Annotated in this window: 17 protein-coding genes, 1 pseudogene and 1 riboswitch; of the genes and pseudogenes, 10 read left to right on the top strand and 8 right to left on the bottom strand. The window is 36.9% G+C overall.

Annotated features, from left to right (window positions below; all coding sequences use genetic code 11):
* The first annotated feature begins 4 nt into the window (after positions 1-4).
* Complete coding sequence (locus JKP73_RS05190) at positions 5-952, top strand: NAD-dependent epimerase/dehydratase family protein (protein WP_021289915.1); 948 nt, start codon at positions 5-7, stop codon at positions 950-952.
* Positions 953-1,245: 293 nt separating this feature from the next.
* Entirely contained in the window at positions 1,246-1,551 is a 306-nt protein-coding gene (locus tag JKP73_RS05185) for a hypothetical protein (protein ID WP_160806848.1), read from the top strand.
* Positions 1,552-1,582: 31 nt separating this feature from the next.
* Here JKP73_RS05185 and JKP73_RS05180 read toward each other — a convergent pair whose 3' ends face one another.
* Positions 1,583-3,205: an ABC-F family ATP-binding cassette domain-containing protein gene (locus JKP73_RS05180; RefSeq protein WP_021289913.1), complete on the bottom strand. Its 1,623-nt coding sequence runs from the start codon at positions 3,203-3,205 to the stop codon at positions 1,583-1,585.
* 259 nt (positions 3,206-3,464) lie between these two features.
* Here JKP73_RS05180 and JKP73_RS05175 point away from each other — a divergent pair, with 259 nt between their 5' ends.
* Positions 3,465-4,088, top strand: a complete 624-nt coding sequence (locus tag JKP73_RS05175; RefSeq protein ID WP_021289912.1) for a hypothetical protein — start codon at positions 3,465-3,467, stop codon at positions 4,086-4,088.
* An 83-nt stretch (positions 4,089-4,171) separates the two neighbouring features.
* Here JKP73_RS05175 and JKP73_RS05170 read toward each other — a convergent pair whose 3' ends face one another.
* The 4 genes from JKP73_RS05170 to rarD all read right to left on the bottom strand — a co-directional run bounded on the left by JKP73_RS05170 (position 4,172) and on the right by rarD (position 8,964).
* Complete coding sequence (locus tag JKP73_RS05170) at positions 4,172-4,789, bottom strand: YpmS family protein (protein WP_021289911.1); 618 nt, start codon at positions 4,787-4,789, stop codon at positions 4,172-4,174.
* Between the two features lie 2 nt (positions 4,790-4,791).
* Positions 4,792-5,700, bottom strand: a complete 909-nt coding sequence (locus JKP73_RS05165; RefSeq protein WP_021289910.1) for an SGNH/GDSL hydrolase family protein — start codon at positions 5,698-5,700, stop codon at positions 4,792-4,794.
* Between the two features lie 318 nt (positions 5,701-6,018).
* Positions 6,019-7,767: a PLP-dependent aspartate aminotransferase family protein gene (locus JKP73_RS05160; RefSeq protein WP_200410960.1), complete on the bottom strand. Its 1,749-nt coding sequence runs from the start codon at positions 7,765-7,767 to the stop codon at positions 6,019-6,021.
* 92 nt (positions 7,768-7,859) lie between these two features.
* Positions 7,860-7,981, bottom strand: a riboswitch (SAM riboswitch).
* 77 nt (positions 7,982-8,058) lie between these two features.
* A complete protein-coding gene (gene rarD, locus JKP73_RS05155) occupies positions 8,059-8,964 on the bottom strand; it encodes an EamA family transporter RarD (RefSeq protein WP_021289908.1) in 906 nt (301 codons plus the stop codon).
* A 256-nt stretch (positions 8,965-9,220) separates the two neighbouring features.
* Here rarD and JKP73_RS05150 point away from each other — a divergent pair, with 256 nt between their 5' ends.
* The 6 genes from JKP73_RS05150 to JKP73_RS05125 all read left to right on the top strand — a co-directional run bounded on the left by JKP73_RS05150 (position 9,221) and on the right by JKP73_RS05125 (position 15,932).
* Positions 9,221-10,267, top strand: coding sequence for an HNH endonuclease signature motif containing protein (locus JKP73_RS05150; protein ID WP_200410959.1), 1,047 nt, complete (start codon positions 9,221-9,223; stop codon positions 10,265-10,267).
* Positions 10,268-10,353: 86 nt separating this feature from the next.
* Complete coding sequence (locus tag JKP73_RS05145) at positions 10,354-10,848, top strand: SMI1/KNR4 family protein (RefSeq protein WP_051738998.1); 495 nt, start codon at positions 10,354-10,356, stop codon at positions 10,846-10,848.
* 104 nt (positions 10,849-10,952) lie between these two features.
* Entirely contained in the window at positions 10,953-12,137 is a 1,185-nt protein-coding gene (megL, locus tag JKP73_RS05140; protein WP_021289905.1) for a methionine gamma-lyase, read from the top strand.
* Between the two features lie 304 nt (positions 12,138-12,441).
* Positions 12,442-13,884: a cardiolipin synthase gene (cls, locus tag JKP73_RS05135; protein WP_021289904.1), complete on the top strand. Its 1,443-nt coding sequence runs from the start codon at positions 12,442-12,444 to the stop codon at positions 13,882-13,884.
* A gap of 26 nt (positions 13,885-13,910) precedes the next feature.
* Positions 13,911-14,429, top strand: a complete 519-nt coding sequence (locus JKP73_RS05130; protein ID WP_021289903.1) for an acyl-CoA thioesterase — start codon at positions 13,911-13,913, stop codon at positions 14,427-14,429.
* Positions 14,430-14,510: 81 nt separating this feature from the next.
* Positions 14,511-15,932 carry an alanine/glycine:cation symporter family protein gene (locus tag JKP73_RS05125; RefSeq protein WP_021289902.1) on the top strand — a complete coding sequence of 474 codons (1,422 nt, stop codon included), beginning with the start codon at positions 14,511-14,513 and terminating at the stop codon, positions 15,930-15,932.
* Positions 15,933-15,993: 61 nt separating this feature from the next.
* On the opposite strand, the gene JKP73_RS05120 is transcribed toward JKP73_RS05125, so the two are convergent.
* Positions 15,994-16,323 carry a winged helix-turn-helix transcriptional regulator gene (locus tag JKP73_RS05120; protein WP_021289901.1) on the bottom strand — a complete coding sequence of 110 codons (330 nt, stop codon included), beginning with the start codon at positions 16,321-16,323 and terminating at the stop codon, positions 15,994-15,996.
* A 289-nt stretch (positions 16,324-16,612) separates the two neighbouring features.
* Between JKP73_RS05120 and JKP73_RS05115 the strand changes: the two genes are divergently transcribed.
* The gene (locus JKP73_RS05115; protein ID WP_021289900.1) at positions 16,613-17,857 is read left to right on the top strand and encodes an aminopeptidase; all 1,245 of its coding nucleotides are present in this window, start codon (positions 16,613-16,615) and stop codon (positions 17,855-17,857) included.
* 147 nt (positions 17,858-18,004) lie between these two features.
* Here JKP73_RS05115 and recQ read toward each other — a convergent pair.
* Both recQ and brnQ read right to left on the bottom strand, forming a co-directional pair.
* Positions 18,005-20,136 (bottom strand): annotated as a pseudogene (gene recQ, locus JKP73_RS05110) (DNA helicase RecQ).
* Between the two features lie 124 nt (positions 20,137-20,260).
* On the bottom strand, positions 20,261-21,559 hold the full coding sequence (brnQ, locus tag JKP73_RS05105) for a branched-chain amino acid transport system II carrier protein (protein ID WP_021289898.1): 1,299 nt from the start codon (positions 21,557-21,559) through the stop codon (positions 20,261-20,263).
* Positions 21,560-21,927: the final 368 nt, after the last annotated feature.

Here is a 21,927-nt window from a genome sequence, read left to right as displayed (position 1 = left end):
AGAAATGAAGAAAATATTAGTTACAGGAGCTTTAGGACAAATTGGTTCAGAGCTTGTTGTGAAATTAAGAGAGATTTACGGGGTTAATCAGGTAATCGGAACAGATATCCGAGAAGCAGATGGGATCATTGCTGAAGGACCATTTGAAGTGGTCGATGTAACAGACGCAAGCCAGCTATATCAAGTAGCTAATAAATATGATGTCGACACAATCATGCATTTAGCAGCATTATTATCTGCCAAAGCAGAAGAAAATCCAAAATTGGCTTGGCATATTAATATGGGAGGATTAGTAAATGCATTAGAAGTAGCTCGTGAATTGAACTTGCAATTCTTTACACCTAGTTCCATAGGTGCATTTGGTCCTTCTACGCCGAAAGATCATACGCCGCAGGATACGCTACAACGCCCGACGACGATGTATGGAGTGAACAAAGTCTCAGGTGAATTATTATCTGATTACTACTACCATCGTTTTGGTGTGGATACACGTGGTGTTCGTTATCCAGGATTAATATCTCATGTAACCTTACCTGGTGGAGGTACCACCGATTATGCTGTAGAAATCTATTATGAAGCGATCAAAAAGAAAGCATATACTTCTTGTATTGCTTCAGGTACGTATATGGATATGATGTATATGCCAGATGCTCTAAATGCAATTATTCAATTGATGGAAGCAGACCCGAACCGATTAAAGCATCGAAATGCTTTTAATATTTCTGCTATTTCAGCGGCACCAGAGGATTTTGCGAAGGCTATCCAGAAACATATTCCTGAATTTAAGCTGGATTTTCAAGTAGATCCGTTTAAACAAAAAATTGCGGATAGCTGGCCAAATAGTATTGACTCCTCAGCAGCTGCAGAGGAATGGGATTTTAAAGCTACGTATGATATTGATAAAATGACAGCCGAGATGCTAGAAAAAGTGAGTCATAAATTTGTAAAGTAATATAGGAGAGGGTGCCAAAGGAGCACCCTCTTTTTTAAAGTTAAAAAGTATTCACAAGAGGGCAGAGAGCTAGTGGGTGTTTAGCAGAGGAATATACCTTTATCTCATGCTTATACTTAACCTCCAAGCACAAGGCAGAGCATTTGTGTGTGTTGTTGGATACGCGCTTTGGGCGATTCCACATGAGTTTACAGCAGAAAGCGGCTCCTCATAAGAGGGTCCTACTTGTTTTCTAAACATATTTTGTCACGAACACAAATATACTGGATATAAATCAGGAGGAGGTTTCTCCATTGGATAAGAAACACACCTCTTTGTTATTAGGTCTCGTAGCTATTGTCTCAGCCTTTATCCCAGTTTTTCCAAAAGTATTAACCCTCATTGGTTGTCTAGCTGGGATCATCGGTACCTATCTTTCTACCAAATTACCTCACCAAATGACCACAGTTAGATATCAAAAACTTATCCAAGTTAATTTGTTATATTGGTACAGCTATTGCTGCAATTATGTTTCTCTATACATGGGTAATGAAGTAAGAAAAGACCCGCGTCATCATCACGGATTGACACGGGTCTTTGTTATTACAGAGGGTAAATAATCCCTTTTGCAGAAGTTATTTGCTATGTTAATTAGCTAGCATACATCGTTGCTATTTTGTCTTGTAATTCTTTATCCTGCACGTATTCATCATAACTCATTTCTTTATCAATTATTCCGTTAGGGGTGATCTCAATCAGCCGGTTTGCAATACTTTGAATGAATTGATGATCGTGTGACGTAAATAGTATGGAGCCGTTAAATTTAATTAAACCATTATTTAGTGATTGAATCGATTCTAAATCAAGGTGATTTGTCGGCTCATCTAATAGAAGAACATTTGCATTGCTCAACATCATTTTAGATAGCATACAGCGGACTTTCTCTCCACCTGATAATACATTTGCTTTTTTCAATGCTTGATCACCGGAGAAAAGCATTCTACCGAGAAATCCACGTAGAAATGTTTCTGTTTCATCTTCAGGTGAATATTGGCGTAACCAATCAACTAGAGATAGGTCGCTATTTTCGAAATAAGCAGCATTATCTTTAGGGAAGTACGATTGAGACGTAGTCACGCCCCATTTATATGTTCCCGCATCAGGTTCCATTTCTCCCATTAAGATTTTAAATAAGGTTGTTTTGGCAATATCATCTTTGCCAACAAGGGCAATCTTATCATCTTTATTCATGATAAAGCTGACATTATCAAGTACTTTTTCGCCATTAATGGTTTTAGTTAATCCTTCCACTCGTAATAAATCATTTCCGATTTCACGCCCAGGTGTAAAAGAGATATATGGATACTTTCTAGATGAAGGTTTGATATCATCCAGTGTGATATTGTCCAGTAATTTCTTCCTGGAAGTTGCTTGCTTTGACTTAGAAGCATTGGCGCTGAAACGTGCGATGAAAGACTGTAATTCCTTTATTTTTTCCTCTTTCTTTTTATTTGCTTCTTGAGCCATTTTATTTGCTAATTGACTTGATTCATACCAGAAATCATAATTTCCGATATAAATTTCAATTTTTCCATAATCTACATCTGCAATATGGGTACATACTTTATTTAAGAAATGTCGGTCGTGAGATACAACAATCACGGTATTTTCAAAATGAATAAGGAATTCTTCCAACCATTGAATAGCGTGTATATCTAACCCGTTAGTAGGCTCATCTAGTAGTAAAATATCGGGATTACCGAATAACGCTTGTGCAAGTAATACTTTTACTTTTTGATCTGCTGATAGTTCAGCCATTTGCTTATCGTGTAAAGATTCTGGAATTCCTAGCCCTTTCAAAAGTACAGCAGCATCAGACTCGGCTTCCCAACCATTCATTTCCGCAAATTCTCCTTCTAGTTCTGCAGCACGCATACCATCCTCTTCAGAGAAGTCGCCTTTCATATAAATTGCGTCTTTTTCTTGTTTGACAGCATATAGTTTTTCATGACCCATCAGAACTGTCTCAAGCACTTGGTTTTCTTCATAAGCAAAGTGATCTTGTTTTAACACAGCAAGCCTTTCTCCGGGGGAAAGGGATACATTACCAGTCTGTGGTTCAATTTCACCAGATAATATCTTTAAAAAGGTTGATTTTCCAGCTCCGTTAGCTCCAATTAATCCGTAACAGTTGCCGGGTGTGAATTTTAAATTTACATCTTCAAACAACTTTTTATCGCCATATCGTAAACTAACATTAGATACATTAATCATGCTTGTTAATTTCCTCCAATAAAATAAATGTAATCATGGTTAGCTTACGTTATTTAAAGGTTTTCGTCAATCTTTACATATTAATTTAGCTGTCATTGCGATTTCATTTTACATCAGGCAGCATCTATCTATACAGGACTAGGTATATTATCACAAGAAATAAAAAAAGAACTTGTATAATTAGCAATTATTTGTAATAGTAGAATAGATAAGGGGATTACCTAAAATGCTTCTTTATCAATTGGGGGGAGGGGGTCTATTGGGAAAGAAAGTGATTTATTTTCTCTTTACAGATACAGGGACAAATTTGTCTAAGGCCATCAACTATTTTACTAAACAATCCTTAAATCATGTATCCATTGGTTTCGATGAAGCATTGACTGAAGTATATAGCTTTGGTCGCAAGCGGCCGAAAAATCCGTTTATAGGTGGTTTTGTAGAAGAGGATATACGAAGTGATTTTTTAAGAGATGCAAATTGTGCGATCTATCGTTTTACCATATCGGAGACAGAATGTGAGAAAATAATCGAAAATATAAAGCTTATAAAAAGCCAAAAACATAAATATAGATATAATTTCATTGGGCTGCTAGGTATCTTATTACAAATTGAAATAAATCGAAAATGTGCGTTGTTTTGTTCACAATTTGTTGCAACAGTATTAAAGGATGTACCATCTTTTAAACCAAATAAGCCGACTTGTTTTGTTACTCCTGCAGATATTAGAGATCATACGGGAATGGAACTAGTGTATGAGGGGCTATTAAAGAACTATCCAGCGGTTGAACAAGTGTCTGAACAAGGTGTGCATAGCATGAAGCAACAGAAGCAATCATTTTTATTTATAATATCATCGAAAGTAAAGCAATTTGTTATTCGTTAAATCCATAAAAAAACTTCGTCATCATAATCATCTCCTGTAAGGGAGATTATGTTTTCAACGATGACGAAGCTTTTTTATTCTTATTATTCAATTCCTAATGTTTGATAGGGTACACGGAATTTAAATGCTAAGTTATTAGCCTCTAAGTCAATGTGCTCAACCGCAACTTGGAAGTTACTTTTTAATTCCATATCCGTTACAGCAACATAAATGGCTTCATCTTCAGGATTAACAGTTACCCATTCGGGCATCGGAAGATATTTATCAATATACTCCATGATTTTCTGGTTAGGTAATTCTAATAAGCCAATTGATATTGATTTTTGCTCAAGAATAATATCTCCATTTTCTTGGACAAATGGTTCCAAATGAACAGATAAAGGAACAGTGGAAGAAAATACAGGCAATTCCCCAATTAAATGTACATCCTCCCCAAGTTCAATCCGGTAATGGTGGTTGGTATCATTTAAAACTTGATCAATATACGCATTCACCAATTCATTTAAGTTTTCTTTCGTTGTACGTACGATAAATTCGGAGCTATCATCTGTCTGCTCATTCGTTTGCTCAGGGTAATCAGCACTGGAAACAGGCCAAAAAATAAGCGCTAATAATACAATAACGATAAAAATATTAAATGAAAGGAGGGCGATAAACCAACGCTTCCATTTTCCTTTTCTCCTCTCGCTTCGTTCAGGCATTTCTATTCATCCTCTTTCTTATCTTCATTCGTTATAAAATCTAAAACACGCTGGGCCATTCGCTTGTATCCTAGATTATTTGGATGGAAATTATCTTCAGCGAATAAATCTTCATTGGTGTTATTAAATAAGTCAATTGTTGGTATAAAGGATACATTTGATTGTTCAGCTGCAATTTTTTCCCCAGTATCATTCCAATTCTTAACGATAAGTCCGAGTTCTTTAATATCTTTGAAATACTTACCAAATGGATTGTAAAACCCTAATAAATAAATTTCAGTTCGAGGGTTTATATCATGTATCTTAGCAAAGATATTTCGTAATCGTTGCTCGTAATCTGCCCGTTCTTTTACAAAATCTTCTAGTTTTAGATTCGTAATATTATCCTTTAGCACTTGCATAATATCATTCGCACCAATCGTAATTAGTACAATATTCGAATCTTTTATTGAGGAAACGATATCTGGGTTATCCAATCGTTTTAATAATTGATCGGAACGATTACCTCGAATGCCATAATTATCAATTGACACAAGCTCCTCATCCTGATTTATTGCACGATCTAGTACGCCAAGATAACCACCTGTTTGCGTTGTGTCACCAACGCCCTGTGTCAGAGAATCTCCAATAGCTGTGATATGTGTTTTATTTGAAAAATAATTGATCGTTTCCTCTACTGCATTTACTACCATTTCGGAAAAGTGCTGCTGGTCTTCGTTTATCGTTTCTTTATTTGTCTGTTCATCATTCTGTAAGGAGGTATCCGGTTGTTTCTGGTGCTCATCTTCTTTTTCTTCAGGTATAGTAACATGATCAAGCTTTGCTTTAGATTGACTGGTTACGATAAAAATAAGCGTAATACCTAGAAGAAGCAAACAGATCGCTCCTAAATAATACACATTTTTCTTCATGTTTACCCACACCTATGCTGTTATGATATTCGTGTATTTCTAAAATTGTCTCTGCTATTAATATATTCGAAAGTATTTCCTATATATATGTAGATCATAACTTGATCTATGAAAAAGGAAGATGATCCTAACAAATATATTTCTTGATTCCCTGTTTTCTGTATCACAAAAAATAAAGATCGCCTTCTGGTATAAGGCGATCGGTAAGGGAAGGTTACTTATAATTTTTCCAAATCAATAGAAAAGTAAACCTGATTTCTTAAATTGAAATCGAATTGTTAAGTTTCTTTGCTTCCATGCTTTTGGGATTTCAATTGATCATACTTGAATGGCCTCTGATTGACTGTTCGGATTTCGAATTGCTTCTAGTTCATTGAATGGGTTTTTATTTGTGACGACTACAATTCCGGCAGCAATTGCGTATTCTAATATTTCATCCTTTTTACTTGGGTGTTCAATCCACAGAATTTTCCCTTGTTTATTGATAAATTGTTCTAGCACATCAGATGGAAGATCGCTGGTCAAAAACCAAACAGCATCTATGTCGGGTGCTTTGGTTAAGTCAGTATAAGTAGAAAATTCTAATGAATGAGATGAGCCAATCCCAATTAATTCAAAACCAAGCGATTGTAACTGTTTTATTTGATTTAACTTCTCTTGATTAGCTTGCTCCAATCCATACACCGCAATTGTCTTTTTGCGTATGTCACCATCTGTTCGTTCAAACGGGGAAGATAATAACCAATTTATTGCATCTATCTCCTTAGTGACAAGGCTTGCTTCTTGACCAGTGGCTGTGGCGATTGCCTGATCTAAAGTAGCGAGTAAATCATGAATCGACTCTAAACCAATGGATAATCGGATCGTCTCTTCTGTGACACCACTATCCTTTAATTCTTCAGCAGTTAACTGTTGATGGGTAGTTGATGCAGGGTGGATTATTAATGATTTTGCATCTCCTACATTAGCTACATGAGACCACAATTCAATGGAATCAATCAGTTTTCTTCCAGCTTCCCGCCCACCTTTGATACCAAAGGTAATAATTGATCCGGCTCCCTCGCTAAAATATTTTTTCGTCAATCTATAGGAAGGGTGTTTTTCTAATCCCGGATAATTTACCCATTCAATGGAAGGGTGGTCTTCTAAAAAAGCTGCAATCTCTTTCGCATTCTTATTGTGCTGACTAATCCGCAAATGTAATGTTTCTAATCCTTGTAGCAATAAAAATGCGTTCTGCGGACTAATGCACGCCCCTATATCACGTAGTAATTGCACTCTTAACTTGGTTGCGAATGCAGCGGGACCAACATCAACAAACTTAAGTCCATTGTAGCTTTCATCTGGTTCGATGAAACCAGGGAATTTTGAGTTATTCCAATTAAACCTCCCGCCATCAACAACTACACCACCAATTGCGGTTCCGTGACCTCCAATCCACTTCGTTGCAGAGTGAACTACAATATCTGCACCCCAAGCTAAGGGTTTAACAATATATGGTGCAAACGTATTATCAATGATTAATGGAATATCATTTGCATGTGCAATTCCGGCCACTTCTTCTATATCAAACACATGTAAGCTTGGATTGGTAATGATTTCTCCAAATACAGCCTTTGTCCTTTCTGTAATGGCAGCTTCAACTTCAGATTTATTTGTGCCATCAACAAATTTCACGGTTATGCCATATCGAGGAAGCGTATTTGCAAATAAGTTATAGGTCCCTCCATAAAGATTACTATCTGCTACAATTTCGTCACCTGCACTAGCAACATTAAGTATTGCAAAGGTAATGGCTGCCATCCCGGAAGCAGTGGCTACAGCTGCGACACCATCTTCAAGTGCTGCAATTCGCTGTTCGAATGCATCTACAGTGGGGTTTCCTATTCGTGTATAGATGTTACCAGGTTCTGTTAAACCAAACAGGTTTTGCGCATGTTCGGTATCTCGGAACACATAAGAAGTTGTTTGATAGATTGGTACTGCTCTAGAACCAGTGCTAGGGTCAGGCACCTGCCCGCCATGCAATAATATTGTTTCTGGATTTTGTTGATTAAATTTTACCATGTAATAATCCTCCTTGAAATTTGGGTCTGGAGGAAGAGGAAGAATGAAAAAGCCCTCTTCTTAAGAAGAGGGCTTGGGTTTATCCGTTCCTCCTCTTATCTTCCAGATCACAGATTTGATCTGTAGGATTTAGCACCGAAAGAGTAATCTTTTGAATCACTTCCAGGTTGCCGGGCTTCACAGGGCCTATTCCCTCCACCACTCTTGATAAGAGATGTTTTATTTGTAAATTACTGAATATTATATAAGCATTCGTTTCTACTTGTCAACTCGTTTTGAGAAATTTCTATCTTAGATTTTCGCATTTCTTCTAATCGGTCGTTGATAACTAGCCAACATAAAGTTGATTAAAGCAATCCAGATAAATAAGAATGCAATCAGATGTGCGGAAGTAAATGTTTCATTATATAAAAATACACCTAAAAATAACATAAGCGTTGGTGCAATATACTGCAAAAAGCCAACCATTGCTAGGGATATTCGTTTCGCACCATTAGCAAAAAGTAATAAAGGTACAGCAGTCATAATTCCTGCACCCATTAATAATAGATTCGTAGTTGAAAGGAATGAAACAAATTGAAAAGTGTTATTCGGAAGTAACACCAAATATAAAACAGCAATTGGTACGATAAGCATTGTTTCTATCGTTAACCCAATCATGGGACCAATATCCACCTTTTTTTTGAGCAACCCATAGAGTCCAAAACTAACTGCAAGTAACAATGATACCCAAGGGAATACTCCATAGCTAAATGTTAAATAAATGACTCCTATAGCTGCTAGTATAATAGAGAGAACCTGACGTGAACTGAAAGATTCCTTTAACACAATAATACCAAGTAAAATACTAATAAGCGGATTAATATAATATCCTAAGCTAGCTTGAACAACATGATTGCTATTTACAGCCCAAATAAATGTAAGCCAATTAATGCTAATAACAATAGTCGCTAAAGATATTCCGAATAATTTCTTTTTATTGTGTAGCAATTGTTTCCACTCATGAATAAAGTCCGGCCATCGTCTCATAAATAAAACGATTAAAAACATAAAAATAAATGACCATAGGATGCGATGAGCCAACGTTTCTCCTGGAGATACATCGTCCAAGAGTTTCCAGTAAATCGGCAAGAACCCCCAGAGGATGTAGGCTCCAGCAGTATAAATCATCCCAGACTTATCCTGTTTTGTATTCATATGTTCCCTTCTTTCCAAGAATGTTATCTATATAGTAAGCAAGTTTAGAATTACTTATGGAAAAAAGCAATAACAATGCTCTTGCGAAGATTTTTACTGTAGCAATAGTTGGAAATATCTATTACTTCATTCTCACTACCATAGGAGCATTTATCTGTTACAAAATAACAAAAAATTACAAATTTCCTATTTATTTCTGAAAATTCAGGTGATAAGATAAATATATGCCGGCAAACAATATTGTAGGAGGTAAAAAATGAAACGAAAATTGTCTATTTCGATTTTCGCATTTGTACTGTTGCTTACTCCTTTGCATATTGAAAATGTATTAGCCGCTGAAGAAGTTGTCAAACCATCTAACGAATTGAATGGAAAAGTAACAGAAGCAATAAAAGATGTAACTGCAGAAGGAAAAGAAGGAAAAGTCGAAATTAATGGAATGACTGTTCATATTGATCAGGACTATATTCAGGTTGACAGGGATAAGAAAGCTGTTACTCTTCATGAAGAGAAGCCGATAACGAATCAACGAATTCGTTTAGAAGGAGCAACTATCGCGCATGGTATCGTATTCATCCCTCCAGAGCGCCAAAATAACAGTTACCCAGGACAAGGTCATGTACAAACATTTTTAATGTTAACAGATACGGATGGGCCAATTGGTCCTTTGAGTATCGAAGGGGATATAGATGTTAATACTTCGAATAATAAAACAGGTTCTTTCACAGAGGATTTTGCCAATGTGGAGGCAGACTGGAACTACCTTGAAATGTTTGACGAATATGAATATGAATTTGCGTTCACGCCTGTTGAAAAAACAAAGTTTTATGAAATAGAAACGAACTTAAATGTGGAGTTTTTAACTGATCAAGACAGCGTAACAGAAACAGTGGGTCCTATTTTAGCGAATAAAAAAGCATTTGAATATCCATGCAGGTATTTCGATCCTAGGGAAGTAAACGTGCCTGGTCAATGCCATGGCGGCGACTTTACTACCCAATTATTATACGCTGATCCATATTCTGATAAGGTAATGTTTACACCGGATACGACGACGGTGAGTCAGGTTCCTCCGGAAGATCGCGTACCATGGAACAATGAATTAAGAGGAGAATACATTGCAGAATATATTGATAGATATGGTGACCCTACAAAAAAAGACCCTGACTTCGCTTGGAAAGATTATGATATACATCACATCATTCCGAGAGAATATGGAGGATCAAATTATTTTAATAACTTAATTCCACTGAAAAGGGAGTTTCATTCACAAAATGTGACGCCTTGGTGGACAAATTATTAGACAAAAAGAAAAAGACCATTTATGTTAATCTACATAAATGGTCTTTTTAACCCAGAATCCAAGTTGTCTAAAAAGGAGGGTTTGAAATGAATGAGGGCCTAATATATCGAACCATTTCTAATTTAAAGCAAGCGTTAAAGGATAATATATTACTCGTTCCCAATTCAAATGGCCAACCAGTTAAAATGCATTTTCAATTCAATGAACCAATTTCGAAAGAAGAAATAAATCAAGTGGAGCAGTTTGAGGAAATAACATTACCGTCAGATTACCTCTATTTCTTATCTTTACATAATGGGGCGACCCTGTTTGAACCATGGTATGGAGGGCAATTTGAATTATATCGTTTAATTAACGTTAGTAAAACGAAAAGGGCAGGATTGTTTCCTGAGAATTGCTATCCGATTGGCGACTGGAATGGCGAATATTTACTTATTGATGTCAAAAAAACGAAGGATGATCACTACCTGCTTTGGTGGGATTCTAGTATTGAATCGGATACCAAAGATTTGCAAATGAATTTTAGTTATTGGCTCTACCAATTTATCGTTACCAAGGGTTCTAAATTTTGGGAGAAATAATATCTTCTTACAGAACTTTCTAGAAAACGCTTTCATTCATGTTGTCCTTCGAATATGATGGATAGTAGGTAAACAGTTTACAAGAATTAGATAGGGGGATGACGATGAAAAGCACAGATAAGCAATTAGAGACAAAGGTAATTCACGGTGGGTATGACTCAAAGGATATGTTAGGAAGCTTAACAGCACCTCTATTTCAAACATCTACGTTTACATTTGACACTGCGGAACAAGGTGAACGACGTTTTGCTGGAGACGAAGAGGGATTTATCTATTCCCGAATTGCAAATCCAACAGTCCAATTATTGGAGGAACGTATCGCTGCATTAGAAAATGGCGAGCGAGGGCTGGCATTCGCTTCTGGAATGGCCGCAGTATCTTCGGTTTTAATTGCTTTAACCAAAGCGAATGATCATATCTTATGTTCTTCCGGTCTCTATGGATGTACGTATGGTTTATTAAGCATGCTTAAGGAGAAATACAATATTCAACATGATTTTTCACAAATGGAGAATGAACTAGCAATCAAAGCTCAAATAAAGCCAGAGACAAGTTGTATTTATATTGAGACGCCAATTAATCCAACGATGAAGTTAATTAACTTACGTACAGTTGTAAAAGTTGCTAAGGCATATAATATTCCCGTGGTTGTCGATAACACGTTTTGCTCCCCATATATCCAACGACCGCTGGAATTGGGCTGTGATGTTGTTATCCATAGTGCCACAAAATATATTGGAGGTCATGGCGATGTTATTGGTGGATTAGTAGTTGGCAGCAAGGAATTCTTAGATAGTGTTGCCATGTCTACACAAAAAGATATTGGGGGAGTGCTTTCTCCTTTTGATGCCTGGTTATTATTAAGAGGATTAAAAACGTTGCCAATACGACTTGATCGTCATGCCGATAATGCAGAAAGAATTGTTGATCAGTTAAGGAGGCATCCAAAAGTTGTTAGCGTTTATTATCCAAACCATTTCGACCATCCAGATTATTCCATATACCAACAGCAAATGGAACGGGGCGGCGGTGTAATATCTTTTGAAATTGATGGAGATAAGCAGGATGTGCAGCGGTTTTTAAATGAGCTTTCTTTTATAAAACTTGCGGTAAGTCTAGGGGATGCGGAGTCATTAATTCAACATCCTGCTACAATGACACATGCAGTTATTCCCGTAGAAGAACGGCTGAAAATGGGAATTACGGATCAACTTGTACGATTATCTGTTGGGTTAGAATCTTGGATAGACATTTGGGATGACTTGCAGAAAGCGCTGGATAACTTATAAGTAATTAGGAATAATCACGTCTGTTCCAACAATAGATTGGTATAGACGTGTTTTTATATGTTTTCATTTTACATAAAAAGGGGATTATTCAGTACAATAATTTATTATAATAGAAAATAGTAAAGGAAACGATTGCATAAACATTCAAACTAACGAGGAATATCTTTCTGTGCTATATTATTGTTGGAAGAGGAAATAATATATAATTATTTCATTCATGTGCTATTTCATTTTTGAACCTTTTTAGTTTATTCCTAAAAAGGTTGATGGCGCTCTCGTTTGAGTAAGGGAGGTTATTTTACCATTGGAATTATGGTCATATTTTATAGGATTTATATTTTTATTTAATATTGCTTTAGGTGTATCTATTATCTTCTTGGAGCGTAAAGACGCAAGTTCTACCTGGGCTTGGTTAATGGTGTTATTATTTATTCCGATTGCTGGGTTCTTTTTATATTTGATTTTTGGAAAACCGATCAGTAAGCGGCGGATTTTCACATGGGATACTAAAAGCAGACTAGGAGTTAAGACGGCTGTACAATCGCAGTTACGAGCAATCGAAGAAGGTAATTTTGAATATAAGCACCGAGAGATTGCCGAATATGAGGATTTGTTTTATCTCCATTTACGTAATGACGATGCCATTTTTACGCAAGATAACAGTGTGAAGATATTTACAGATGGGAAAGAGAAATTCGAATCACTTATTCAAGATTTAGAGAAAGCAAAGGATCATATCCACTTGCTCTACTATATTATCCGTAGTGATCATTTAGGTGATCGCATTGCGGATATCTTGATTAAAAAAGCAAATGAGGGTCTTGAAGTAAGGGTTTTATATGATGATATGGGGTCACGTTCATTAAAGCGTAAGTATATTAAACGGCTACGTAGGTCCGGTGTTCAAGTGGAAGCATTCTTTCCGCCAAAGATTCCCAAAATAAATTTTAAAATAAATTACCGAAACCATCGAAAAATAGCGATTATTGATGGTAAAGTAGGTTATATTGGTGGATTTAACATTGGTGATGAATATCTTGGTCAAAATAAAAAATTTGGAAACTGGCGTGATACGCATTTACGGATTTATGGAGATGCTGTGCTACATATGCAAACCAGATTTATTCTGGACTGGAATCAAGCTTCTAGGAATGATATTTTATATGAGGATCGTTATTATAATGCATTGCCACATGGTGATGTGGGGGTTCAAATTGTCACCAGTGGTCCCGACTCTGATTGGGAACAAATTAAAAATGGATATATAAAAATGATCATGTCTGCAAAAGATTATATATATATTCAAACACCGTATTTTATACCTGATGAGAGTCTGCGTGATGTTTTGCGGATTGCAGCTTTATCGGGAGTTGATGTCAAGATCATGATACCAAACAAACCGGATCATCCATTTGTTTACTGGGCAACACTATCCTATATTGGCGATTTGTTGGATGCTGGCGCAGAGGTTTATATCTACCAAAATGGTTTCCTTCATGCGAAGACCATTATCGTAGATGGGAAAATCGCTTCCGTAGGAACTGCTAATATTGATGTCCGTAGTTTCCGGTTAAACTTTGAGATTAATGCATTTTTATATGATAAGGATCTAACTCAACGATTAGTCGCAGAATATGAAGATGATATCCAGCATTCAACGCAGATGACCAAAAAGTTATATCAGCAACGTTCCTTGGGAATACGATTTAAAGAGTCGATTTCAAGGTTGATCTCCCCGGTATTATAATATGCAACATAGAAAGGAAGGATAAGATGGAAAAAAAAGCCTGTTCTAATTCATTAGCTGTCAAAACATCGCATGTACTGCCTCCAGATACCAATTCCTTCGGGACATTATTTGGTGGGAAATTAATGGCTCACATCGATGATGTGGCAGCGATTTCCGCATCTAGACATGCGAGGAAGCCGGTAGTAACTGCTTCTACTGATTCTGTTGATTTTCTTGCTCCAGTAAAAGAAGGTCATTCCATTTGTGTGGAGGCGTTTGTTACATGGACGCATCATACATCGATGGAAGTATTTGTTAAAGCGGTGACAGAGGATTTACTGACTGGTGAACGAAGCGTTTGTACTACAGCCTTTTTAACCTTTGTAGCAATTGATGAGAATGGAAAGCCTACTCCTGTGCCTGGGGTTATCCCAGAATCGGAACATGAGAAAAAACTGCATCATTTAGCTGCAGATCGGGCGGAGCAGCGAAAACAGCGTCGAGAGCAATCAAAGGAATTTGCCCATATCTTCGGAACAGATTATCCTTGGAACAGAGGATAATCTGATTTACTGAAATAGTTATGCTTTTCCAGTAAATGTACATCCTGAAACCAACATGATGAAAGATAAGGAGGAAGTAATATGGGGATTATAGAGGGTATCGTTGGTTCCGTCAACGATGTGTTATGGACGTATGTATTAATTATTGTATTAATTGGATTAGGACTTTGGTTTACAATTAGGACAGGGTTTGTTCAATTCAGAAACATACCGGAGATGTTCCGTGTACTATTTGATAAACGAACGATTAGTGCTTCAGGTAAAAAAGGGACCTCATCGTTCCAAGCTTTTGCAATTAGTGCTGCTTCACGAGTAGGTACAGGGAATATGGCTGGTGTAGCTACAGCAGTTGCTGCTGGTGGGCCAGGGGCAGTATTTTGGATGTGGTTGATCGCATTACTTGGTTCTGCATCAGCATTTGTTGAAAGCACCTTGGCGCAAGTATACAAAGTACCGGATAATAAACAATATCGTGGTGGTCCAGCCTATTATATGGAAAAAGGGTTGAATAGTCGTTGGCTCGCTGTTTTATTCGCGATTACCATTACATTTACATATGGTCTTGTGTTTAATTCGGTACAATCAAACACAATTAGTCTTGCATTTGAAGGTCAATTTGATTTAAATCAAAACATAATTGGTATTATCTTATTTATTCTCACAGCGATTGTAATTTTTGGTGGATTACGGAGTATTGCAAATGTTACCCAAGTTATTGTTCCAATTATGGCGATATTGTATATTGTTATATCATTATTCATTTTAATTACGAATTTTACGGCGATTCCAGATATGTTTTCAATTATCTTCGCAAATGCTTTTGGTATTCGTGAAGTAGCTGGTGGAGGGTTTGGTGCAGCCATTATGATGGGGATTAAGCGTGGCTTATTCTCCAATGAAGCAGGGATGGGTAGTGCTCCCAATGCAGCGGCAACTGCTGAAGTTTCTCATCCAGCAAAGCAGGGCTTTATCCAGGCTTTAGGAGTATTTTTTGATACGTTATTAATTTGTAGTGCAACCGCATTTATTCTAATTACTGCTGGTGGTTACGAAGGAAGTGAAGCAGATGGCATCCAGCTAACGCAAGATGCATTTGCCTTCCATATTGGAGATTGGGCAAGTGGATTTATTGCAATAGCTATCCTCCTATTTGCATACAGCTCTATTTTAGGCAATTACTATTATGGGGAAAATAATATTTCATATATTCGTGATAGTAAAACAGGATTGTTTATTTATCGTTTAGCAGCCTTAGCTATGGTATTCTTTGGAGCTGTTGCCTCCTTTGATTTTGTTTGGGCATTGGCAGACTTGACCATGGCAATCATGGCGCTTATTAACCTTTACGCTATTACAAGGCTGTTTAAGATTGCTAATAAAGTGTTGCAGGATTATCGATATCAACGAAAACAGGGAAAGGATCCAATCTTTTATCGTGATACACTTGATAATCAGAATGGAATTGAATTCTGGGGAAGAGAGCAAACAACAGACAAAGAATAAACCAAACAAAAGACCAAATCGCTATGACGATTTGGTCTTTTGTTTATAGATAGTGAACATATTAAGCATTATCTTGTTGCGTTTCCTCTAGTGTCACATGATGATCTGCCCAACATTGAATTTCTTTAATAACTGGTTCTAATGCTTTCCCTTTTTCAGAAAGGGAGTATTCAATTCGTACGGGAAATTCAGAATAAATATCACGTGTTACAATTCCTTCTTTTTCTAACATTTTTAGTCGATCAGAGAGCAACCGCCCGCTGATAGGCAAATCTGCTTCCATTTCAGAGAAACGTTTTGTACCTTTTAATAATTCAAATAGAATAAGTCCTACCCAGCGAGTGCTGAGAAGACCCATAGCTTTTTCGAAGCGAGGACAAAGGTTCTCCATGATCATCACCTCAGTTGGTAGGATTATATTTATCGTTACATACAATAACAGTTATTACGAAAAGTAACCTATTATTAGAATAACATATTCTTGATATGGCGTAAATAGGTAAGGGGTAGGGAGTATTCAACTATCCAATCATTACCATAATTTTGGCGATTAACAAGTGTAAATGCCAATCATTGGTAGGATTATGTAGGAGCACTGTATAGTCCAACTTTATTTGGTAATTTAATTGAATTTATGAAATAATAAGATATACGAAAACATTTAATGTGGAGGTTAATCTATGGTTAGTCAAGGAGTACAAGAGAAGTATGCAGCGTTAGCTTTACGTACAGGTGTAAATTTACAAAAAGGACAGGCTTTAATGATTAATGCGCCAATTGAAGGTGCTGATTTCACACGAAAGGTGGCGCGTAAGGCATATGAGTTAGGAGCAAAGAATGTACATATAAATTGGGTTGATGACGAATTAACCTTATTGAAGTACGAATATGCTCCAGATGAGGTAATCGCTAGTTACCCAGATTGGAAGGTACAACTACATGATGAATTTGCAGAAGATGGTGCAGCTGTGTTAAATATTCGTTCTACGAATCCAGATTTACTAAAGGATATTGATCCATCGAAAGTGGCCAAAGCGAATAAAGCATCTGCCGAAGCAATGAAGAATTTCCGAAAATATACCATGAACGATATTATTGCATGGTCAATTATCTCCATTCCAACTGGTGATTGGGCACAAAAGGTTTTTCCTGAGAAATCTCGTGAAGACGCTATTGAAAGCCTATGGGATGCAATTGTGAAGATTGTCCGCGTGGATCAAGAGGACCCGATTACAGCATGGGAAGCGCATAATGATACATTACGAACTGCTCGAGAGATATTGAATAGGAAAAACTATAAAAAATTAATTTTTAAAGCACCAGGAACAGCGTTGGAAATGGAGCTTCCAGAAGGACATATTTGGAAAGGGGGGTCAGCTAAAACGGAAGGAGGTACTACTTTCAATCCCAATATGCCAACAGAAGAGGTATTTTCCTTACCACATAAGTATGGGGTGAATGGCACGGTATCAAGCACAAAACCACTTAACTATGGAGGCAGTCTGATTGATAATTTCTCTTTAACGTTTAAAGACGGAAAAGTAGTGGATTATAAAGCGGAGCAAGGGGAAGGGACATTAGAACAATTACTTAAGACGGATGAAGGCTCGAAACGACTGGGGGAGGTAGCACTAGTTCCACATGAATCTCCAGTGTCTCAATCCGGATTGATTTTTTATAATACATTATTTGATGAAAATGCTTCTTGCCATATTGCACTTGGCAAAGCCTATCCTACAAATTTAGAAGGTGGAGCCGCGATGGATGAAGATCAATTGGATAAGCATGGAGTAAATGATAGCTTAAGCCATGTTGATTTTATGATTGGGTCTGAAAAGCTGGATATCGATGGTGTGTTCTCGGATGGCACAACAGAAGCAGTATTTCGAAATGGTACCTGGGCACTAAATGTAAAAGGGGAATAATAACATAGTTACAAGTAATACGCGTCCTTGTAAATCACAGTGAAAAAGGGCCGGGACACAACTGAAATAGGTAAACAAATAAACCGAACAGGTTCATTCGAACCCGTTCGGTTTATTATAGAATAAGCTACTTCTGACTCGGTCTTGTTACATATATCCATGTTTTGTGAGTACCGCTTTTATTTTCGTATAGTCATAGGTATCTGGAAGCGTTTCTTTTAATGGCTTCAATTTCACTTCGTCAAGTGTTGCGCGAGCTGCAAGAACGGTTCTTTCATCATCTTCGTTAAAAAATATCTCCCATGAGATGGGGTATCCATCTTTAAAAGCTTTGAAAAGATGCGCTTCTACCGTTTGTTGAGAAACATCGCGAATTACAGCAATATCTTTTAAGGACTTCCCATTTTGGAACATCTGATAACTAGGTGACTTGGTTGATCGTCGGTCTCCTGCCGCTTCTTTGGTTTTGGGCCATCACTGATTCGAATTACTTGTTTCGTATCGGGATGACGATGTCTCCAGTTTTGAATTAAAGTAAGAAAAGGTTCTCCATATTGATCGTATTTTTTTCCTCCGATACCCTTAATTTCAAGCATTTCTTCTTTCGTTACTGGAAAGTATCTGCTTAATTCTTTTAACGTTGCATCCGAAAATAATATATAGGGAGGTACATCTTTTTCATCTGCCATTTGTTTACGTAACTCACGTAGTTCTGCAAACAAGTCTTCCTGGAAATCTGTCGGTTCTGTGTTGGGAATCGGCGCCGTATACATCCAAACGGTTTTTTTCCCTTTTAATACTTCTACCGATTGATGATTTAATTTTAAAATCGGATATTTTCCTTCCTCTGTTGCAATGATTTGTTCAGCAATTAAGAAATGAATGTATTCCGTTAACTCTTTTTCTGTATAAGCGGAAAGAATCCCATATGTGGATAAGCTGGTAAGTTGCATTTCTCTAATTTTTTTGTCCTTTGATCCTTTCAATACTTTGGCCGTCATCCCTACACCAAATCGTTCTCCCATACGTTTTATACAGGATAAGATTTTTTGGGCTTCTTCTGTAATGTCCACCTTTTCTTGACGTTCCATACAATTGCTGCAACGGCCGCATATCTCTTGTTGGTTTATATCTTCAAAATAATTTAAGATGAACGTCGTTAAACAACTATGTGTATGGCAATAATTAATCATTGCTTGTAACTTGCGGTATTCACCCTGCTTGGTAACATCATCCATCATAGACTGTTCAATTAAAAACTTTTGGAGTTGTATATCCTGTGGTGAAAACAATAAGATACAATCACTAGGTTCACCATCTCTTCCTGCCCTGCCAGCCTCTTGATAATAAGATTCAATATTCATTGGCATCGCATAATGAATCACAAAGCGTACATTAGATTTATCAATTCCCATTCCAAATGCGTTTGTAGCAATCATTAGTGATTTTTCATCGTGGATAAATGCTGCCTGTGTAGCTTTCCGTTCCTGCTCTGATAGTCCAGCATGGTATTTACCAACTTGGTAACCACGCTTCTCTAGTTGATCATGGAGAGCATCAGCCTGTTTGCGCGTCGCTGTATATATAATTCCGGATTCATGCTTCCTTTCCTTCAAGAAAGACTGGATATAAGTGGATTTATTTTTCCCTTTAATGACATGAAACGATAAATTCTCCCGTTTGAACCCTGTATTAACAACATGATGAATATGTAGTTGTTGCTGAATATCTTCAATGACCTCTTCCGTAGCCGTCGCAGTTAAAGCCATAACGGTTGGTAAATCATTTAATTGTCTTAAATATGGAATAATGGAACGATAGCTTGGTCTAAAATCATGTCCCCATTGAGAAATACAATGGGCCTCGTCAAATGCAATTAATGATATGTTCATTCCCTTGAGAGCACGCATAAACATAGTTGATTCAAATCTTTCCGGTGCTACATATACAAAGGTATACCGACCTTTACCAATATCTCGTAGTCTATCTTGTTGCTCCATTGTGGATAATGAGCTATTTATATAAGTTGCTACAATCCCAAGTGACTGCAGGGCATCAACTTGATCTTTCATAAGTGATATAAGTGGGGATACTATGATTGCTGTTCCTTCTAAAGCCAACCCTGGGATTTGGTAGCATAATGATTTCCCGCCACCTGTGGGCATAACGGCAAGAATATTTTGTCCTTTTATGATCGCATCGATTGCTTCTGCCTGGCCTGGACGGAAGGTTTCATAACCAAAGTATGTCTGTAATAATTCTTCTTCGCGTATTCCCATTCGTATATCCTCCTCTTCCATTTTTAATCCTAACATATAAACATAGAAAAAAGTTTTAGAAAATAAGGCTCGTTCGTTTAATGGTCTATGTTACACAGTCTTATTTTTAAATGGATAATGGGAATTACGAATAGGAACGCGAGAAAGTAATAGATACCAAATAACCAATGCACCCACCAACACAGGCTGGAAGTACCCAGCCTAAACCATGATCGAATAAAGGTAGGAGGGTTATATAGTTTGAGATATACGGGAGCGATACACTTAGTTCATTTAATCCATCATTTAAACTGAATATAGATGTAAAAATGATTGCTCCTCTATATACGGCTTTTCTACCTTTGAACAAAGGGTGTATAAAGGTTAATAAAATGAGAACAATAGCTATTGGGTAAAGGAAAATTAATACAGGAACGGAAAAGCGAATAATCGAATCTAGTCCTTGATTGGCTATTAGGTAACTGATTAATGTGATTATACTAGCGATCCATGGATAAGCCAATGGAATGATTTTTGAAAAAAATTGAGCAGTAGCTACAACTAACCCAACTGAAGTTGTAAAACAAGCCAACGTAACAATGACGCCCAGTAATAATGTTCCTGTTGTGCCAAACAAGGTTGATGCAGCTTGGGCTAGAATCTCGCCACCATTGGTATATGCTTCTCCTTCGGTGAATTTTGCGCCCAGCCAACCGATGGAGGCATAAACAGCGATTAATCCAATACCAGCAACTAATCCAGCTTTTAATGTGGACAGGATAACCGCATTTCTTGAGGTAATGCCTTTTTCCTTAAACGTATTTACCACTATAATACCGAAGGCTAGTGCTGCAATAGCATCCATTGTTAAATATCCCTCAATAAAACCAGTGAAAAATGGGGTATCTTGGTAGCCGCCTGTCGGATTCGCTAATGGTTGATCGAAGAAGGCGAATCCTCCAATTACTAATATAGTTATAGCTAGAAAAAGAATGGGTGTTAAATATTGTCCAATTCGATCTACTAATTTTGAAGGGTTTAAACTTACAAGAAAAGTAGCTAAAAAGAAAATGGTAGTAAATAGCCATAACCCTTGTGTAGAGGTATCCGTAAGGAATGGTTTTACGCTCATTTCATATCCAACGGTAGCTGCCCTAGGAATACCAAAAAATGGTCCAATAGCAAGGTAAACAAGGCAAGTAAATAAGAGTCCAAATAGTGGATGTACATGGTTACCTAATTCTCTTGCATCATTCTTTACATACGAAATAGCAGTAACCGCTATAATCGGTAATCCAATTCCAGTTATAATAAACCCTGTCATTGCAGCAACAAACGAAGTGCCTGCCTCAGCTCCGAGTACAGGAGGGTATATTAAATTTCCTGCTCCAAAAAATAAAGCAAATAACATAAATCCAATGATAAACATATCTTTACTCATCATATAGGAATCCCTTCTATTATTGAAAATAAATAGAGGGAGTTGTATAAACTCCATTTTCAATATAGTCTGACAATAACTGACGTAATTTTTCAGTTTGTTTTCTGAAAATACAGCAAAGCAGACATAATATTAACAGGTTGTTCTTTAAAATGTCAATGACAAGTTATAAAAATGGAAATGTTTTCAATAATATTACTTCACGAAGGAATAAATTAAAATTGTTTACATTCTTACGATACACATTTAAAATGTTTTTATCTCACGAAAACGTATATTAGACGAAACATATTGCCGCGCCCTGTGGCTATGTGTATGTTACACTTTCTATCCCGCTTGTAATACGTAGTATAAAAAAAGTGATTAGAAAG

It is taken from the genome of Virgibacillus salexigens (assembly GCF_014905415.1).
Lineage (GTDB): Bacteria > Bacillota > Bacilli > Bacillales > Amphibacillaceae > Virgibacillus > Virgibacillus salexigens.
This window is presented reverse-complemented; position numbering and strand designations above follow the sequence as displayed.